Annotated in this window: 12 protein-coding genes; 7 read left to right on the top strand and 5 right to left on the bottom strand. The window is 46.1% G+C overall.

Going from position 1 to position 14,443, the window contains the following annotated elements; all coding sequences use genetic code 11:
* Positions 1 to 75: 75 nt before the first annotated feature.
* Entirely contained in the window at positions 76 to 2,403 is a 2,328-nt protein-coding gene (locus AC23N5_RS08165; RefSeq protein WP_487755167.1) for a beta-N-acetylhexosaminidase family protein, read from the bottom strand.
* 25 nt (positions 2,404 to 2,428) lie between these two features.
* Positions 2,429 to 3,646: a DegT/DnrJ/EryC1/StrS family aminotransferase gene (locus AC23N5_RS08160; RefSeq protein ID WP_487755166.1), complete on the bottom strand. Its 1,218-nt coding sequence runs from the start codon at positions 3,644 to 3,646 to the stop codon at positions 2,429 to 2,431.
* Positions 3,647 to 3,762: 116 nt separating this feature from the next.
* On the opposite strand from AC23N5_RS08160, the gene AC23N5_RS08155 reads away from it, so the two are divergent.
* Complete coding sequence (locus tag AC23N5_RS08155; protein ID WP_487755165.1) at positions 3,763 to 5,070, top strand: hypothetical protein; 1,308 nt, start codon at positions 3,763 to 3,765, stop codon at positions 5,068 to 5,070.
* Between the two features lie 362 nt (positions 5,071 to 5,432).
* On the opposite strand, the gene AC23N5_RS08150 is transcribed toward AC23N5_RS08155, so the two are convergent.
* The 3 genes from AC23N5_RS08150 to AC23N5_RS08140 form a co-directional block, all read right to left on the bottom strand.
* Positions 5,433 to 6,167 (bottom strand): hypothetical protein, encoded by a 735-nt coding sequence (locus AC23N5_RS08150; protein WP_487755164.1) that lies wholly within the window; start codon positions 6,165 to 6,167, stop codon positions 5,433 to 5,435.
* Between the two features lie 530 nt (positions 6,168 to 6,697).
* Complete coding sequence (locus AC23N5_RS08145) at positions 6,698 to 7,633, bottom strand: Rpn family recombination-promoting nuclease/putative transposase (RefSeq protein ID WP_487755163.1); 936 nt, start codon at positions 7,631 to 7,633, stop codon at positions 6,698 to 6,700.
* A 173-nt stretch (positions 7,634 to 7,806) separates the two neighbouring features.
* A complete protein-coding gene (locus tag AC23N5_RS08140; RefSeq protein WP_487755162.1) occupies positions 7,807 to 8,622 on the bottom strand; it encodes a hypothetical protein in 816 nt (271 codons plus the stop codon).
* A 300-nt stretch (positions 8,623 to 8,922) separates the two neighbouring features.
* Here AC23N5_RS08140 and AC23N5_RS08135 point away from each other — a divergent pair, with 300 nt between their 5' ends.
* From AC23N5_RS08135 to AC23N5_RS08110, 6 genes are all read left to right on the top strand, one after another.
* Entirely contained in the window at positions 8,923 to 9,504 is a 582-nt protein-coding gene (locus AC23N5_RS08135) for a YdeI/OmpD-associated family protein (protein WP_229601313.1), read from the top strand.
* Between the two features lie 13 nt (positions 9,505 to 9,517).
* Positions 9,518 to 10,855, top strand: a complete 1,338-nt coding sequence (locus AC23N5_RS08130) for an amidohydrolase (RefSeq protein WP_487755161.1) — start codon at positions 9,518 to 9,520, stop codon at positions 10,853 to 10,855.
* A gap of 16 nt (positions 10,856 to 10,871) precedes the next feature.
* Positions 10,872 to 11,480 carry a Crp/Fnr family transcriptional regulator gene (locus AC23N5_RS08125; RefSeq protein WP_487755160.1) on the top strand — a complete coding sequence of 203 codons (609 nt, stop codon included), beginning with the start codon at positions 10,872 to 10,874 and terminating at the stop codon, positions 11,478 to 11,480.
* A 71-nt stretch (positions 11,481 to 11,551) separates the two neighbouring features.
* A complete protein-coding gene (locus AC23N5_RS08120; RefSeq protein WP_183973233.1) occupies positions 11,552 to 11,878 on the top strand; it encodes a DMT family transporter in 327 nt (108 codons plus the stop codon).
* Positions 11,879 to 12,325: 447 nt separating this feature from the next.
* Positions 12,326 to 13,456: a DegT/DnrJ/EryC1/StrS family aminotransferase gene (locus AC23N5_RS08115; protein WP_487755159.1), complete on the top strand. Its 1,131-nt coding sequence runs from the start codon at positions 12,326 to 12,328 to the stop codon at positions 13,454 to 13,456.
* 79 nt (positions 13,457 to 13,535) lie between these two features.
* On the top strand, positions 13,536 to 14,441 hold the full coding sequence (locus AC23N5_RS08110; protein ID WP_487755158.1) for a glycosyltransferase family 2 protein: 906 nt from the start codon (positions 13,536 to 13,538) through the stop codon (positions 14,439 to 14,441).
* The last annotated feature ends 2 nt before the right edge of the window (positions 14,442 to 14,443 follow it).

The following is a 14,443-nucleotide window of genomic DNA, read 5'->3' as shown; positions in this document are numbered from 1 at the left end:
TTTTTGAACCATATAAGACATATAAGGGCCTATAAGTTTTTCTTATAATCCCTTATATGTCTTATATGGTTGCAACTACTGCTTCCACAACCAAACATCCGAGATTTTGGATTGCTTTCGCCAGTTTAGGTGTGACTCTTCGGGTTCATCAAACGTAACGTGCAATTTTCCGTCTTGGGTCAACGTCAAGGGCACAATCCATTCTTTAACGCCATTAGGTTCGCGACTATAGGTAATCGGTTCCAAACGACGCCCATCCACGCGCAACAGCGCTTCTCCTGACCCAACTACCCGAACAATATACCGCGCGTCCATTTGAAGATTATCGTATTCTAATTCAGGGCATTTCTGGAACAATTGCGCCGACAAACGAGTCCGACTGAAACCGTCTTCCCACCATGCCACGTCGGTAGCATCTTCGGAAATCGTCTTCACGCGCGACCCTTTCGCAACGCTCGACACGTCGTCGTAAAAACTTCCTATCCCTGGATTTTCCCACGTGGCTATTTCTTTCAAACGTACTTTTTTGGCTTCCTCCGAGGGTAAAGTGGACACTTTTTTAAACTCATCGGCCAACCACCAACGGTTATTGAGCGGATAATCCACAAAATCCAATACACAACCACGCTCATAGCCTTTGGCATTGTGTTTTTTGACGCTTGTTTGCAAACCAATCGACGTGAATAAATCGGCACACAATTGTTCTATTTTTTGACGTAACTCAGGCGCACAATTTTGTTGGTCGGCCCGATTGACCAGCTTCAACGCCTCGTTCATGGCTTTTTCAGTGCCTAGCTCTGTTGCCTGAGAAAGCACTCCATTTGCCTGTTTTTCAAGCGATTGCTCATACACCAATCGGCGGCGAGTGTAGGTGTCGTAGTTGGCGCGTAGCAAAAGCATCTGCCAACGCCAATTGTTTTTCAAAGCAGGATTAGCCGTTTCCAGCCCTTTCCAAAAAGCAAACGTAGCCTCTACCCCACCGTTTTGAACCAGCGAGCCTTTCCAGTTATTTTCGAGGGCGGCAATGCCATCGGCGGCGCTTTCAGTGGCGGTTTTTCCAAAAAAGAAGCGCGTATAATCGGTCATAATCTCACGTACATCCATCGTAGGATTCCATCCTCTCATGCTCCACACTACCTTGTTGACGTCGTCGTGGCAGCCGTCCGAATACGACACAAAGCCGTCGGTAAAAGGAGCGTACGTTTGGTGGATTTCAGAGAATGCGTAAGGTCGCGGATTGGACGCTTCGCGACCGAGGGTCAGCGCGTAGGCTTGGTCCCAACCGCGTACGGGAAACTCACAGCGAACATTGTGCGTGATGTCGGGGTACTGGCGGTGCTGGTATTTTTTTGGCAAACGAAAACGCGTTTCAGCCATTGGCGGACTTCCTGGCCCCGACACCACGCCTTGCAGCCAATCGGGGCTATTTTCGGCCAAATAGCGGTAAAAATAATCAGTTTGCTCCACATTAAAACCCTGTAATGAAACCCACACTTTGGCTTTGGGGTGGTACTTCGTCAGTAACTGGTGTAAGTCTTTCAAAAAAGGCAATACCAATTTGGGGTGATTGTCACCCGGGTCGCCGCCTGGTACAAAAATGTGGTCGAGGCGGGGGCATTTTTTGTAAAATTCTTCGTGCAATCGCAACTCCGCCGCACGCTTGTCGGCATCGGTCAGCTCAAACGTCACGGGCGTCCACACCCAGTAATCGAGGTCGTATTGTTGGCACAACTCTCCCATTTTTACCCGCATCTCCGACGCAGGAATTTTAAAATGCGGATTGGGTTTTTCATCTTCGTGAAACGGAATCCCTTCAACGGCATTGGTACCAAAAATCGCTAATTCTCTGAAGTATTGATCAAACTGCCCAACCGTCCACGCATCGTACGAATTGGCGGTATGGCGGTAGCCCAGCTGATGTCCGCGAATCGGGTACGCGGGCGCCGTCGCGACGTCGGTCGTAGGTGCGAGCAACGCATTCCCCGCCGACATCTCCAAGTGGCGCAGCACCCAACCCGTTCCAAACAACACCCCACGGGCATCGGCACCGATAATCCAGAGCGTTTGCCCATCGACCACCACCCGAAAACCTTCCGCCCGAGTCTCGGCCGCATCGCCCGCTTTTCGAGCAGGTAGCGCTTTCCCGAACAGTTCACGGTCGCTCGACAGCGCCATTGCCACCGTCACGCCCGTTTTGGGCCAAGCCGTAGCGGGCTTGAGCAGCAACTGCGTCCGTTTATTGATTTCTTCTGTAAGAACTTTAGGAGCCGTTTCGCGCATAGGCACTGGCACCGACGGCGATACCAAAATGGTGGCATTTTTGAGGGATAACGATTGGGCATAGGTCGTCAGCATACCACCTAACACCGCAATCAAAAGCAAAAAAGTACGTTGTTTAAACATGAGTTAAGAAATAGTTGGTGGATGGTTATGCCTCGCGTTTTACTTTCAGAATCGCTTCGGCAAACGACTCCATGTCTTCCTTCGTTCCTAACATTCCGTGTTGCAAAATCCACACTCCTTCGTCGCTGCAGGCGTACTCAGCTACGGGGCAATGTACTTGGCTGTAATCCACGTAATCGGGGATGGCATAACACATAAAGTTTTTGTTTTGGAACAACGGTTGCTTGTACAGCGGATGGGGGTATCCTCTAAAACAAGGGACGCCTTCGGCCGCTAAACGCTCCACAAACTCCACTTTCGACAACCCATTAAAATGCGTTTTGTCGTACTTGATAATGTACAAATGGTAACAGTGACGGGTTTCGCCAAAACCGCGTTTCAGGGGAGTAATACCTTCGATATTTTCCAATAATTGATTCAAATAAAGGCCGTTGGCATCGCGCACGAGGGTTTGTTGCTCCAACCGCTTCAATTGCGCCGACAACAGCACGGCCTGCATTTGGGTAATACGGTAGTTGCAGCCTGGGTTGTAGTGGTCGTACCACTGCCCACCCTCGATACGCCCCACGTTACGCAAAGAGTGCATCATGGCGTACAGTTCGTCGTCGTCGGTGACAACGATGCCGCCCTCGCCCGCCGTCAGGTTTTTAGAAGACTGAAAACTGAAGCTCCCTACGTCTCCAATCGCCCCCAGTTTTTTGCCTTTGTACTCGGCACCGTGGGCGTGCGCGGCGTCTTCGATAACGCGCAGGTTGTGGCGTTTTGCAATGTCCATAATCGCGTCCATGTCGCAAGCCTGCCCGCCAAAATGCACGGGAATAATCACTTTGGTACGGGGCGTAATGGCGGCTTCGATGGCCGCGGGGCTGATGTTGTACGTCTCAGGGTCAATATCAACAAAAACAGGCACACAATTGGCCTCAATCACCGTTGATGCCGTTGCAATAAACGTATAAGGAGGAACGATAACCTCATCGCCAGGCTTGACGCCGCAGGCAATCAGGGCCAATCGCAGCGACACCGAGCCATTGACGCAGCTAATGGCGTACTTACTACCGCAATAAGCCGCAAATTCTTTCTCAAACTCCTCGACCAAATCGCCACAATCAGGGTTGCCCCATTTGCCACTACGAACCACTTCGGCGACGGCTTCTACTTCGGTTTCGTCAAAAATAGGCCACGCAAAACTCTTTTTGACGGTCTTTTCTGTTATTTCCACGGGTGGGAGGTTTTTAATGTTCATCGGATAATTACAATACTGACTAGCTAGTTTTTTAGACTACTCAAATAGCCTTTTTCAAGGGCAAAAAGGTATATCTAAAAACGATACTAAACCCTGATAAACACCTTTCTTATCCAATGAAAAACAAACAACTTTACTTCCCCATGCTCCTCGTGGCGATGTCGCTCGGAACCGCTTGGGCCATTCGCGGCCAATTCGGGCACGAGTACGGTGCGGCTTGGGCGGGGGCAGTGGGCACCCTCAGCATTCTATTTGTCGCGCGCCGCACCGACTGGTACGCCAAGCTCTTTGCCGCTACCCTCGCGGGAGCCATCGGCTGGGGGTTGGGCGGAATCGCCAGCTACGGAATTTTGGTCGGCTACGGGCGCGGCGATGATTTTATCAACGTCTATTACGGGCTGCTCATGCTCTTTGTGATTGGAGGTTTGTACGGCTACGTAGGAGGGGCATTGTTTGGGTTGGCGCTGGCCGACAGTCCCCAAAAACCCGTCAAATGGCACGAAGCCACCGTTGAGATGGTTGTAGGCGCGGCCGTTGCGTATTTTTTCCTGATTGAAGAATTTGAATGGTACATGACCCCTCCCCGCTCCGAAATGTGGGCGGCGGTGTTTGGCGCGGCCGCCGCGCTGACGTGGTACCTCGTCCGCAATAACCACACCTCAGCCTTGCGCGTAGCGGCCTTTTCGGGACTTGGGGGCGGCTTTGGATTTGCGTTTGGCAATTTCCTGCAAGTATTGGGCGGACTGACGGGCATCAAGTTCAATTTCTGGAACGTGATGGAATATTCGTTGGGCTTTTTTGGTGGATTGGGCATGGCCTACGGCACGTTTACCTCGGAATGGGAACGCACCGCCGACACCCAACCAAAGTCCAAAACTTGGTTTCCGCTGCTGATGTCCATGCTCTTTATTCCTTACGTGGTGTGGGAACAATCGTTTTCGGTCGAGCGTCTGCAAGGTATCTTTAGCAAACTCGATTTTGCCCCCGAAAGCGACATTTACCGTACGGTACAGTTGGTGGCGTTGGCTTTTGTTTTGTTGATGGCTGCGCTGTGGTGGGTACGTTACTACCTCACCAAAACCAATCCACTCTCCTACTCCGCCTCCGAAGTATATGCCTTGTTTTTGGGGCATTGGGGGCTGTATGTAGTGTATAGCTTACTAGTAACGGGGGCATTTTTGAGCAGCTACCGCATTGAGCAATACCTCTATATCGTCAATTGGGTGGTGGTAGCGGTCCTTATCCGCAACGCCGAGGTCAGTTTTACGCCTCGTGCCATCGACCTATCAAAGTGGGGCAAAAACTTTGTACTTGTCATCGCGAGCATTGCCCTCTTGACGCTGATTTTGATTAATTCACACGGCGAACTCAAAAACAGCCACAAGCGTTTTGGCGCTCCCCCACCCGTGGAAGAGAAGAAATAAAAGCAAAAAAGCGCTGGTTGCCCAGCGCTTTTTTTGTGTAGTTTCGTGGGTATCTGGAGCAATAAATAGGGACTTTAGCTAGCGAGAGTATCGCGCTTTTCTATCATTTTTATGGCATTTTACAAACGACCGTTCAAAAAATGCCACAAAGCCATTATTGCCTAAAAGTGTATCACAAAGTCAACCTTCCTGCAAAAATGAGACATTGATTTATGAGACGACAATTTGAGGTCGGTAATGTATTGGTTGGAAAAAGTTTTGAGCAGCTAGAGCCATTCTCACAAAGCGCCCGTTTTGGAGATAAATTTTGTTTTATAAACGGGCGTTTTATGAGATTACTATGATATGCATATCCAATTTCATTAGCCTACTTCTCCGAAAAAATACATTAGGGTAACTAAGCCTAATATCAATAATGACCAACTTAGAATCGTTCGACCTGTAGGCATGGGGCCAGCCATTAACACTCCTTTGCCAAGGGGTAACAGAGCTACGCAGAGACCCATTGTAGCAAGGACCGATACAAGGGAAGCCCCTTTGAGTACCCCTAGCATCAAAGCCGACATCAGACCTAAGCCAAGGGAGCCTACCAGACTCAGCACGCCTGAACGATATGTCCCAATGGCCAGGATAACCCAGCCAACCATGATGGCTGCCGAGAGGCTGGAGACGATATGGAAAGCACCATAGGAGTCGGCGACGGCCTTAGTGGCCAGTGGCAGATTTTGCACCTTCACTAATTGAAAGGCTAAATGATTGATCCCATAGTGGAAGGTACGAGCAAATAAGCCCAGTATCACTAATGTTCCTCCCCATTGTGCCCAAACGGGCTCTCTTTTCCCAACCAATTTCGATAAAGTGATTACCGCTGGCCACAAAAGGATATTGCCCGCCAGAAAAAGACTATAAGCAGACGTCACTTGAGTTGGCAGTTGATCAAATGCTTCAAGTTGTTGGGGAAAGAAGAAATCAAATTGGAGGAGAAGCAGTTGAGAAAACAATAGTAGGAGTGGAGCAATGATCATGGAAATTCCTCCAACCCAACGACCTGGGAACCAAAAAGGAATTTGTTCGAGAGGCTCAATCTTGTGCAGCATAATATCTTTTTTATTACAATTTTATTGCTATGCAAGGTATTATGCAATACATACTACACAAATGGTCCTATTGGCGTTTTATTGGCAATCCCATTTCAGGAAAGATTACTCAGTTAGGTTGAGTTCTTAAAAAAATATGTAGCAGAAACATGAAAATGGAAGTCGGATTTAAAATGGAAGCGTCAATCATAACCACTTGATTTTGTTAGTGTAAAGTACAACTGTACCGATTTAAACGCTAGTTTATTTCGGCACATTTTTCTTTATTTAACATACCTTACTAAACATAAAATTCATCATAAAGCTGCTTTGCCAAACCCTTTTGCAGGGGCTTTGCCGCTTGAAACTTAGCTTATTTCAATACACTTGCTATCTATCTTTAGCAAGGTCGCCTGTGCCGTAGCTATGCAACCCAATCTTCCCATGAGGATATTAGCTAGATGAGATGCCCTCGCAATGGCTCGTCTCTTGGTGAGAGATGATGATTAAAAGTCATCCTGGCGAAAGCGCAGAGGTCACAACGTGACGTTTTATTTTTGTAATGCCCTCAATTTTTGCACAACTTCGAGGCTTACCCCTGTCAAAGAGGCTATTTTGGCATCATCAAAATCTGTTTCGGCGAGCAAAGCTTGTGCAAATGCGAGGCTTTTGGCTTCAATGCCTTTTTCAATGCCTTTTTCAATGCCTTTTTCGATACCTTTCTTTTCGCCGATACGCCGCTCACGCTCCAAGACAAATTCTTCAATTCCCATGGTTTTCTTTGTTTTATTGGCCAACAGTGCTATTTCTTCCTCAAATTTATGGTTTTTTTCCACCTCTCCAAAACGAACATAAAGTTTTAAAAAGTTCATCAAGGCCCTGATTTTGTCTTTGCTGAATTGTCGTTCCAAAAGACTTTTGGCCAAAGCCACTTTATTGCTAAACAACTCGTCTTCGGTTATTTTCCCCTTCTTCAAAGCAACCAATGCCGTCAATACAACCATCGCAAAAGGGTTCTCGCTTTTTAAAAGTAAGTCCTCTCGCTGATGCAACACCTTGTAAACATTAAAATCATAGCGCAAACGGGTACCCAAATAGGTTTGTTGAAAATGACTCGGTTTAAAGCCCTTATTGCGGTCGGTCAGAATGGCAAAAGCCGTCACAGGGCGTTGGTATTTGTCGTAGATGCGGTAAAAATACTGAAACATGCGATGTTCAAAAGTAGCATCGCTACTTCCCTGCACTTCGATATGAACCAAAATCCACTGCTCACTCCCTTCCTTGGTAAAAACTTTTACAAGTTTGTCCACATATTTGGGCGAGAAATCGTCAGGGTTGGTCGGAAAAAGTTGTTCGAGTTCTTTGTCCAAAAATTCAAAAGGTCGCTCAAAATCGAAGAGTTCATCAGCATTTTCAAAGAAAAATCGCAGAAAATCGTCAAAAACATCTTCCAAAATGGCTTTCCACAGGCTATCGTCGCGTTTCATACGTCAAACGTAGGACTAAATTTCAAAATTTACAATCCTGATAGCGCGAGGGTTTCGCTTGTGTTTGTTACTACCAAGCCATTCGCAATCAAAGGCTAGAAGCCTGATAATTTTTGTCACGAGCGGGACGCTCGCGACATCGGAGAACTGAAAAAGCGGATTTTTACAGAGGTCTAATAACGATATTCGTACAAAACATCAATTGATCCACCATTTCGCTTAATCAGCATTCCAGAAACACGACCAGCAGCGTCAAAGGTGTACGAAAAATCCATTGTTGTACTGGCACCGTTTTCTTTCATGATTGCTCTCTTGAGTAAATGACTACTGTATTTCCCTAAAAAGCTCCCTCGGTAAGTGAAATGAGGTGTTTGCCAAGAGGATATTTCCTGATGAATACTGTTAGGATAATCGGTATATTCATAGGAGATCTGAACCCTGACCCGTTGATGATTTACACCATTCCATTCCAATAAATTTCCATTCCCGCTATACTTTAAGGTAGTCAGATAGAAATCATCGGCCATACCTATCAAATACCCATTTTTGTAAAAATATTGGGTTTTGTTTTTTTTCCCATTACTCGCTAATATACCCTCTGCATTCTCTGCAAGCCCTTCTCGGTTAAGTTGATAAGTCATTTGTTCTGCCCCGAATTTGCTGGTAGCTTTTTGGGAAATAAAATCTGTAGAAACTTCAAAGACAGGACCCGTATCAGTTGATATAGTTTTCAATTGATCCTCTGCGTTATAGTCAAAATTGTAAGTGTAAGTTGTGGTGGGTCCAAGAAATATTATGGCAGATTTAGGAAGTTTAGTGACTATGACAGGGGATTGAATTTCAGGATGGTCATCCGCATATTTTTTTGCTCTTTCGACTAATGTCAACTCAGGGGTCGTGGGAGTTGGCGAATCCTCGGTAGCTATTTGTTCGCAGGCAGAAAGTCCCAATGTTACTGCCAAGACTGTGAATAAAACGATAGTTTTCATAGAAATGTGAGGTAGTAGTTTTTCAATAAAAAATAACGTATTAAATGGTTAAAAATTAAACGAATGAAAGATTGAGGTTAGTATAATTGTTAATAGAAACAATACCCTACTCAACATAAAATTCATCATAAAGCTGCTTTGCCAAACCCTTTTGCAGCGGCTTTGCCGCTTGAAACTTAGCTTATTTCAATACACTTGCTATCTATCTTTAGCAAGGTCGCCTTGCCGTAGCTATGCAACCCAATCTTTCCATGAGGATATTAGCTAGGTGAGGTGCTTTGGTTAAAAATGACGGGCGAGATGCCCCTGCCACTAGCTATGACTATCGACGTGTTTTACCCCAAAAATAGTGCGGAATGGCGCGCTTGGTTGGAACAAAATCACCAATCTCAACAGGCCGTTTGGGTTGTTTTTTATAAAAAATCGTCGGCTATTCCCTCCATTACTTGGAGCGAGGCTGTGGACGTCGCGCTGTGCTTTGGCTGGATAGACAGCAAAAAAGTAACCGTCGATTCCGAAAAATCGCACCAGTTTTTTTGCCCTCGCAAGGCAAAAAGTACGTGGTCAAAAATTAATAAAGTAAAGGTTGACCAGCTTATCGAGGCGGGACTGATGACGGAAGCGGGTTTTGCAAGTATCGAAGTGGCAAAACGCAATGGCTCTTGGACTATGCTCGACGATGTGGAAGCCTTAGTCATTCCTCCCGATTTGGAACAAGCACTTGTGGGGCAAGAGGGATTGATGACTCAGTTTTTGGGACTGAGTAAGTCGGCTAAAAAGGAACTATTGGCCCGATTGCTTTTTGCCAAACGCCCCGAAACACGCCAAAAACGCATAGACGAAATGATGGTGCTGCTCAATCAAAAATCTACCAAAGGATAAAACAACTTACCACATGAACCAGTCCTCCCTTTCGCGCAAAGCCTTTCTTCAACACTCCATCGTAGGTTTATCTGGGCTTTCATTGGCACCCAGTACTTCGCTGCTCTCTCCCGAAAAAGGAATTGCGTGGGGGGCTTCCACGGGCAATGCCAACAAATATACCTTAAAAAACGTACGCCTTGAAACAGGGTTTGACTACGAAGGCGAGGAGGTGATTGGCACAAAAACGGGCTTGTTTTCGGTGGAAATTACGAATGGAAAAATAACCACCATTAGCTCCCAAAAACCATCCGCTGATGCCATCGACGCGAAGGGCCTTTTGATGCTGCCTTCGTTTAAAGACATGCACATCCATTTGGACAAAACGTTCTACGGCGACAAGTGGCAGGCGACCAAAAGACGAACCAACGGCGTAAAAGGCATGATTGCGCTAGAGCAGCAGATTTTGCCCGAAATGCTCAAAAATTCGACCCAAAAAGCCGAAAAACTCATCGAATTGCTACAATCGCGCGGAACGGGGTTTGCCCGCAGTCACGTCAACATTGAGCCAACTTCTAAGCTCCAATCGTTGAAAAACCTGCAAACAGCCCTGCGTAACAAAAAAAACGTTTTTGGCGCTGAATTGGTGGCATTTCCTCAGCATGGGGTGTTTTATACCGACTCAGCCCCGTACATGAAAGAAGCCGCTCAAACGGACATTGATTTCATTGGGGGCGTTGACCCGTTTACCCTAGACGGCGCTATCGAAAAAACCATGGATTTTACCATCCAATTGGCCTTAGATCACCACAAAGGCATTGACATTCACTTGCACGAATCGGGGGAATCTGGGCTCAAAACCATTGAGTATCTGATGGCAAAAGTCAACGAAAATCCTGTGTTAAAAGGCAAAACCTACGTCAGTCACGCTTTTGCGTTGGCCAAACTCGACAAAGGAAAACAAGAAGAAATCGCCGAAAAACTTGCGGCCGCCCGCATCGGAATTTTATCAACCATTCCGTTTGGGAACACCATCATGCCCATTCCTACGCTGTTGAAGTACGGGGTCAACGTCATGACGGGCAACGACAGCATTGTAGATCATTGGAATACGTTCGGAACAGGAAGCGTATTACAAAAAGCCAATTTGGCTGCTCAGCTGTACGGGTATGCTACGGAGTTTGGGCTATCGAGAATCTTAAAATTGGCCACCGCAGGCCCTTTGCCGCTTACTGACAAAGGCGAACAGCAGTGGCCCAAAGCAGGCGACGACGCCAATGTGGTATTGGTAGATGCGAGCTGTTCGGCCGAAGCAGTTTCCCGCATCTCTCCCATTAAGTCGCTCATATACCAAGGGAAGGTTGTTTACTAAACAATGGAATAGTACGATGACCATACAAGGCAAAATGGACGACGCATCGGCAAGTCAGCCTGATTTACTAGACCCACTACTTGATAAAATATACTTGCTTCCAGCGCCGTCGAGACTTTCGCTCAAAAGGTATATTCGCGAAGTGAGCTATCCCAAAGGGCACATTTTGTTGCGAGCCGACAAGATCGAAACGGATATTTATTTTATCAAAAAGGGGATTGTCCGCGCTTATGCCCAAACCCCCGACAATGAAATTACGTTTTGGTTTGGACAAGAGGGCGACACGGTTATTTCAATGAAAAGCTACGTCGAAAACCAGAAAGGCTATGAAGACGTAGAGTTGCTGGATAACTGTGACCTATATCAACTCAAAATATACGACCTACAACAACTTTTCGGCCAAGACATTCACCTTGCCAATTGGGGTAGAAAATTTGCCGAACAAGAGCTTGTCAAAACAGAAGAACGGCTCATCTCTCGGCAGTTCCGAACGGCAAGCCAACGCTACAACGAGCTTTTGCAGAAGAATCCTGCCCTCATTCAGCGCGTTCAGTTAGGATACATTGCTTCTTATTTGGGGATAACCCAAGTGAGTTTGAGCCGAATCAGAGCCGAACTCAAATAGACCTCATTATTTATCATTTGTAAAATACCGTCCCAAGCTAATTTCAGACCTTTGCTCAAAATTAAAAAGGAATGAATTGGATTATCTTGACCATCGCAGGCTTGTTTGAAGTACTATTTGCCTTTTGTTTGGGTAAAGCAAAAACAAGCACGGGCAACGAAATGTATGCATGGTACGCTGGCTTTTTGGTCGCTCTTTGTGCTAGTATGGGGCTTTTGCTGAAAGCAACTCGAACACTACCTCTTGGCTCTGCTTATGCCGTTTGGACGGGGATTGGTGCGGTCGGTACTGTTTTGATTGGCATCATTGTATTTAAAGAACCCATCACTTTTTGGAGACTCCTATTTCTTGTTACTTTAATTGGCTCTATCATCGGGCTAAAAGCGGTATCACACTAAACTTTTGAAAAAAAATGCTTTTGTCGCCCAATTTCAGATTAAAAAGTCACTACAAAGTGGTTAAAAAGTCCTTAAAATAGCCCAAAAATCATTAAAAATCACCATTTTTCCAGCACCAAACTGGCCCCACACACCCAATAACTCACTGTAAATCAATACACTGAAATAGTCTTCAAAAATAATTTTGATTTCTCTTGTTTTCTTCTATATTGTATATTGCATTATCGCTATTTATTGTATATTTGTCTCGACAATACGGTTTTATATCTAAACAAACAAGGTTTTTGGATATTCAGGAATCTTTATTGAGCGATTAGAAGTTATGTTGTCTCTCTAACAAAAGAAGTGCTTAGCCTACACTTCTTTCCACAGCCCAATTTTGAGAAAAAACGAGTACTATTATCTATCAAACTTTGTATGATTCTTGACAAGATTCTGGAGAAACCCATGAATGAGTATCCTGTTATGGATACGAGGGAGGGTATTGTACTGTTCTACCCTAACATTCCTGCCAAAGCCGCTTCTAACATCACAGAAGTCCTTCATTCACGTTGGATTGGCCAAGGCCCTAAAGTGGACGAATTTGAACGTCGCTTCGAGTTAAAATTTACGTACCCTAACAAATGCTTGGCAGTTGGCTCAGGGACGGATGCGCTTCACTTGGCATATTTGTTGGCCGATTTGCAACCAGGCGATGAAGTCATTGCCCCCGTATTTACTTGTACGGCCACCAACATCCCATTCCTTTACATGGGAGTCAACATTGTGTTTGCCGATGTGGATGACAACCTCAACATCGACGTAAAACACGTGGAGCAACTCATTACGCCCAAAACAAAGGCAATTGTCTGCGTTCATTACGGTGGTCTTCCTTGCGACATGGATGAGCTGTGGGCACTCGGAAAGAAGCACAATCTCTTCATTATCGAAGACGCGGCGCACGCCGTGGGTGCCAAATACAAAGGGCGCTACATCGGTAGCGAAAGCGACTTTACGATGTTTTCGTTCCAAGCCATCAAACACATTACAACGGGCGACGGCGGCATGTTGGTAGTAAAAGACCCAACCTTGGTCGAAAAAGCAAAGCGACTACGTTGGTTTGGCATTGACCGCACCAGCAAACAAAAAGGAATTTGGGAAAACGACATTGTAGAAGTAGGTTACAAATACCAAATGACCGACATTGCAGCCAGTTTAGGCTTGGCAGGTTTGGAAGAATTTGACGAACATTTGGCACATCGTCAGCGGCTTTACCGCTTGTACTGCGAGCTGCTCAAAGATATTCCAGGCATTCGGGTGATTGGTAGTGAATACACAGATCGTGAACACGCGGCATGGCTACTCACAGCCGAAGTGGATCACCGCGAAGACCTCATGCGTCACCTCCGCGAACACGGTATTGAGTCGGGGCAAGTGCATTATCGCAACGATAAATATTCGATTTTTGGAGGCCGTACTCCAGGGCAATTCCCCAAAATGGATGCCATCGAAGAGCGCTATCTCGTGCTTCCATTACACGCCCGCGTGACCGAAGACGACATTCGATACATTGCGTACGTTCTTCAAAAAGGTTGGTAAATTTAATTTGACGGAGCTTTTCAAGGAGGCAATCAACGCCCCCTGAGAGGCTCCGTTTTTTCATTCTCAAAGTACTTTCATGGAGTTTACGCACACAAAAGTCTCCCTCCCCTATTCTCCCGTCTTTTCGATTCTCATTCCTTCGTGGAACAACCTCGACTACCTCAGGTGTCTTGTCAATAGCCTCCGAAAAAATAGCCGTTATCAGCACCAAATCGTCGTTCATGTCAACGAAGGAAAAGATGGTACCGAAGAATGGGTAAAAGCGCAGGGAGATATTAGCTATACCAAAAGTAGCCAGAACTCAGGGGTTTGTTACGGCTTCAACGCCGCTTCTCACTTGGCCATGGCCGATTATTTGGTGTTTATCGACGACGACATGTATGTTTGTCCCGATTGGGATTTTTATTTGTTGGAAGAAATAAAACAGCAAAAAAACGATAAGTGGTGCATCAGCGGAACGATGATTGAAGGTTTTGACAATGGCAATGCCTGTGTGATTACCAACAAAAACTACGGCAAACACCCTTCAGAGTTTGACGAAGCAGCCTTTTTGTCGGAATACGCCAGCTTTCCCAAAAACGACTGGAATGGCAGCCAATGGTACCCGATGGTGTTACCAACGTTTGTGTATCGGGCCGTAGGTGGGTTAAGCATTGAGTTTTTCCCTGGCATGTACAGCGACCCCGACTTTATGATAAAACTCTGGCATTATGGGGTTCGGTATTACAAGGGAATTGGCAAAAGTAGGGTGTATCATTTTGCAAGTCGAAGCACCGCGCGGGTCAAGCGCAACGACGGCCGAACGCAATTTATATTAAAATGGGGGCTGAGTAGCAATACTTTTTTCAAAAATTACCTTAAAATTGGGGCAAAATTTTTGGGAGTCCTTCCAGAACCTGAAGAAAATACCACGTTACGGCTCAAAAAACAAATTGATCGCTGGAAGGTAAAACTCAAAAGCCGCCCCGTGGATATATCCTAACA

The sequence above is a fragment of the Runella sp. R5_40 genome, assembly GCF_057652295.1.
This window is presented reverse-complemented; position numbering and strand designations above follow the sequence as displayed.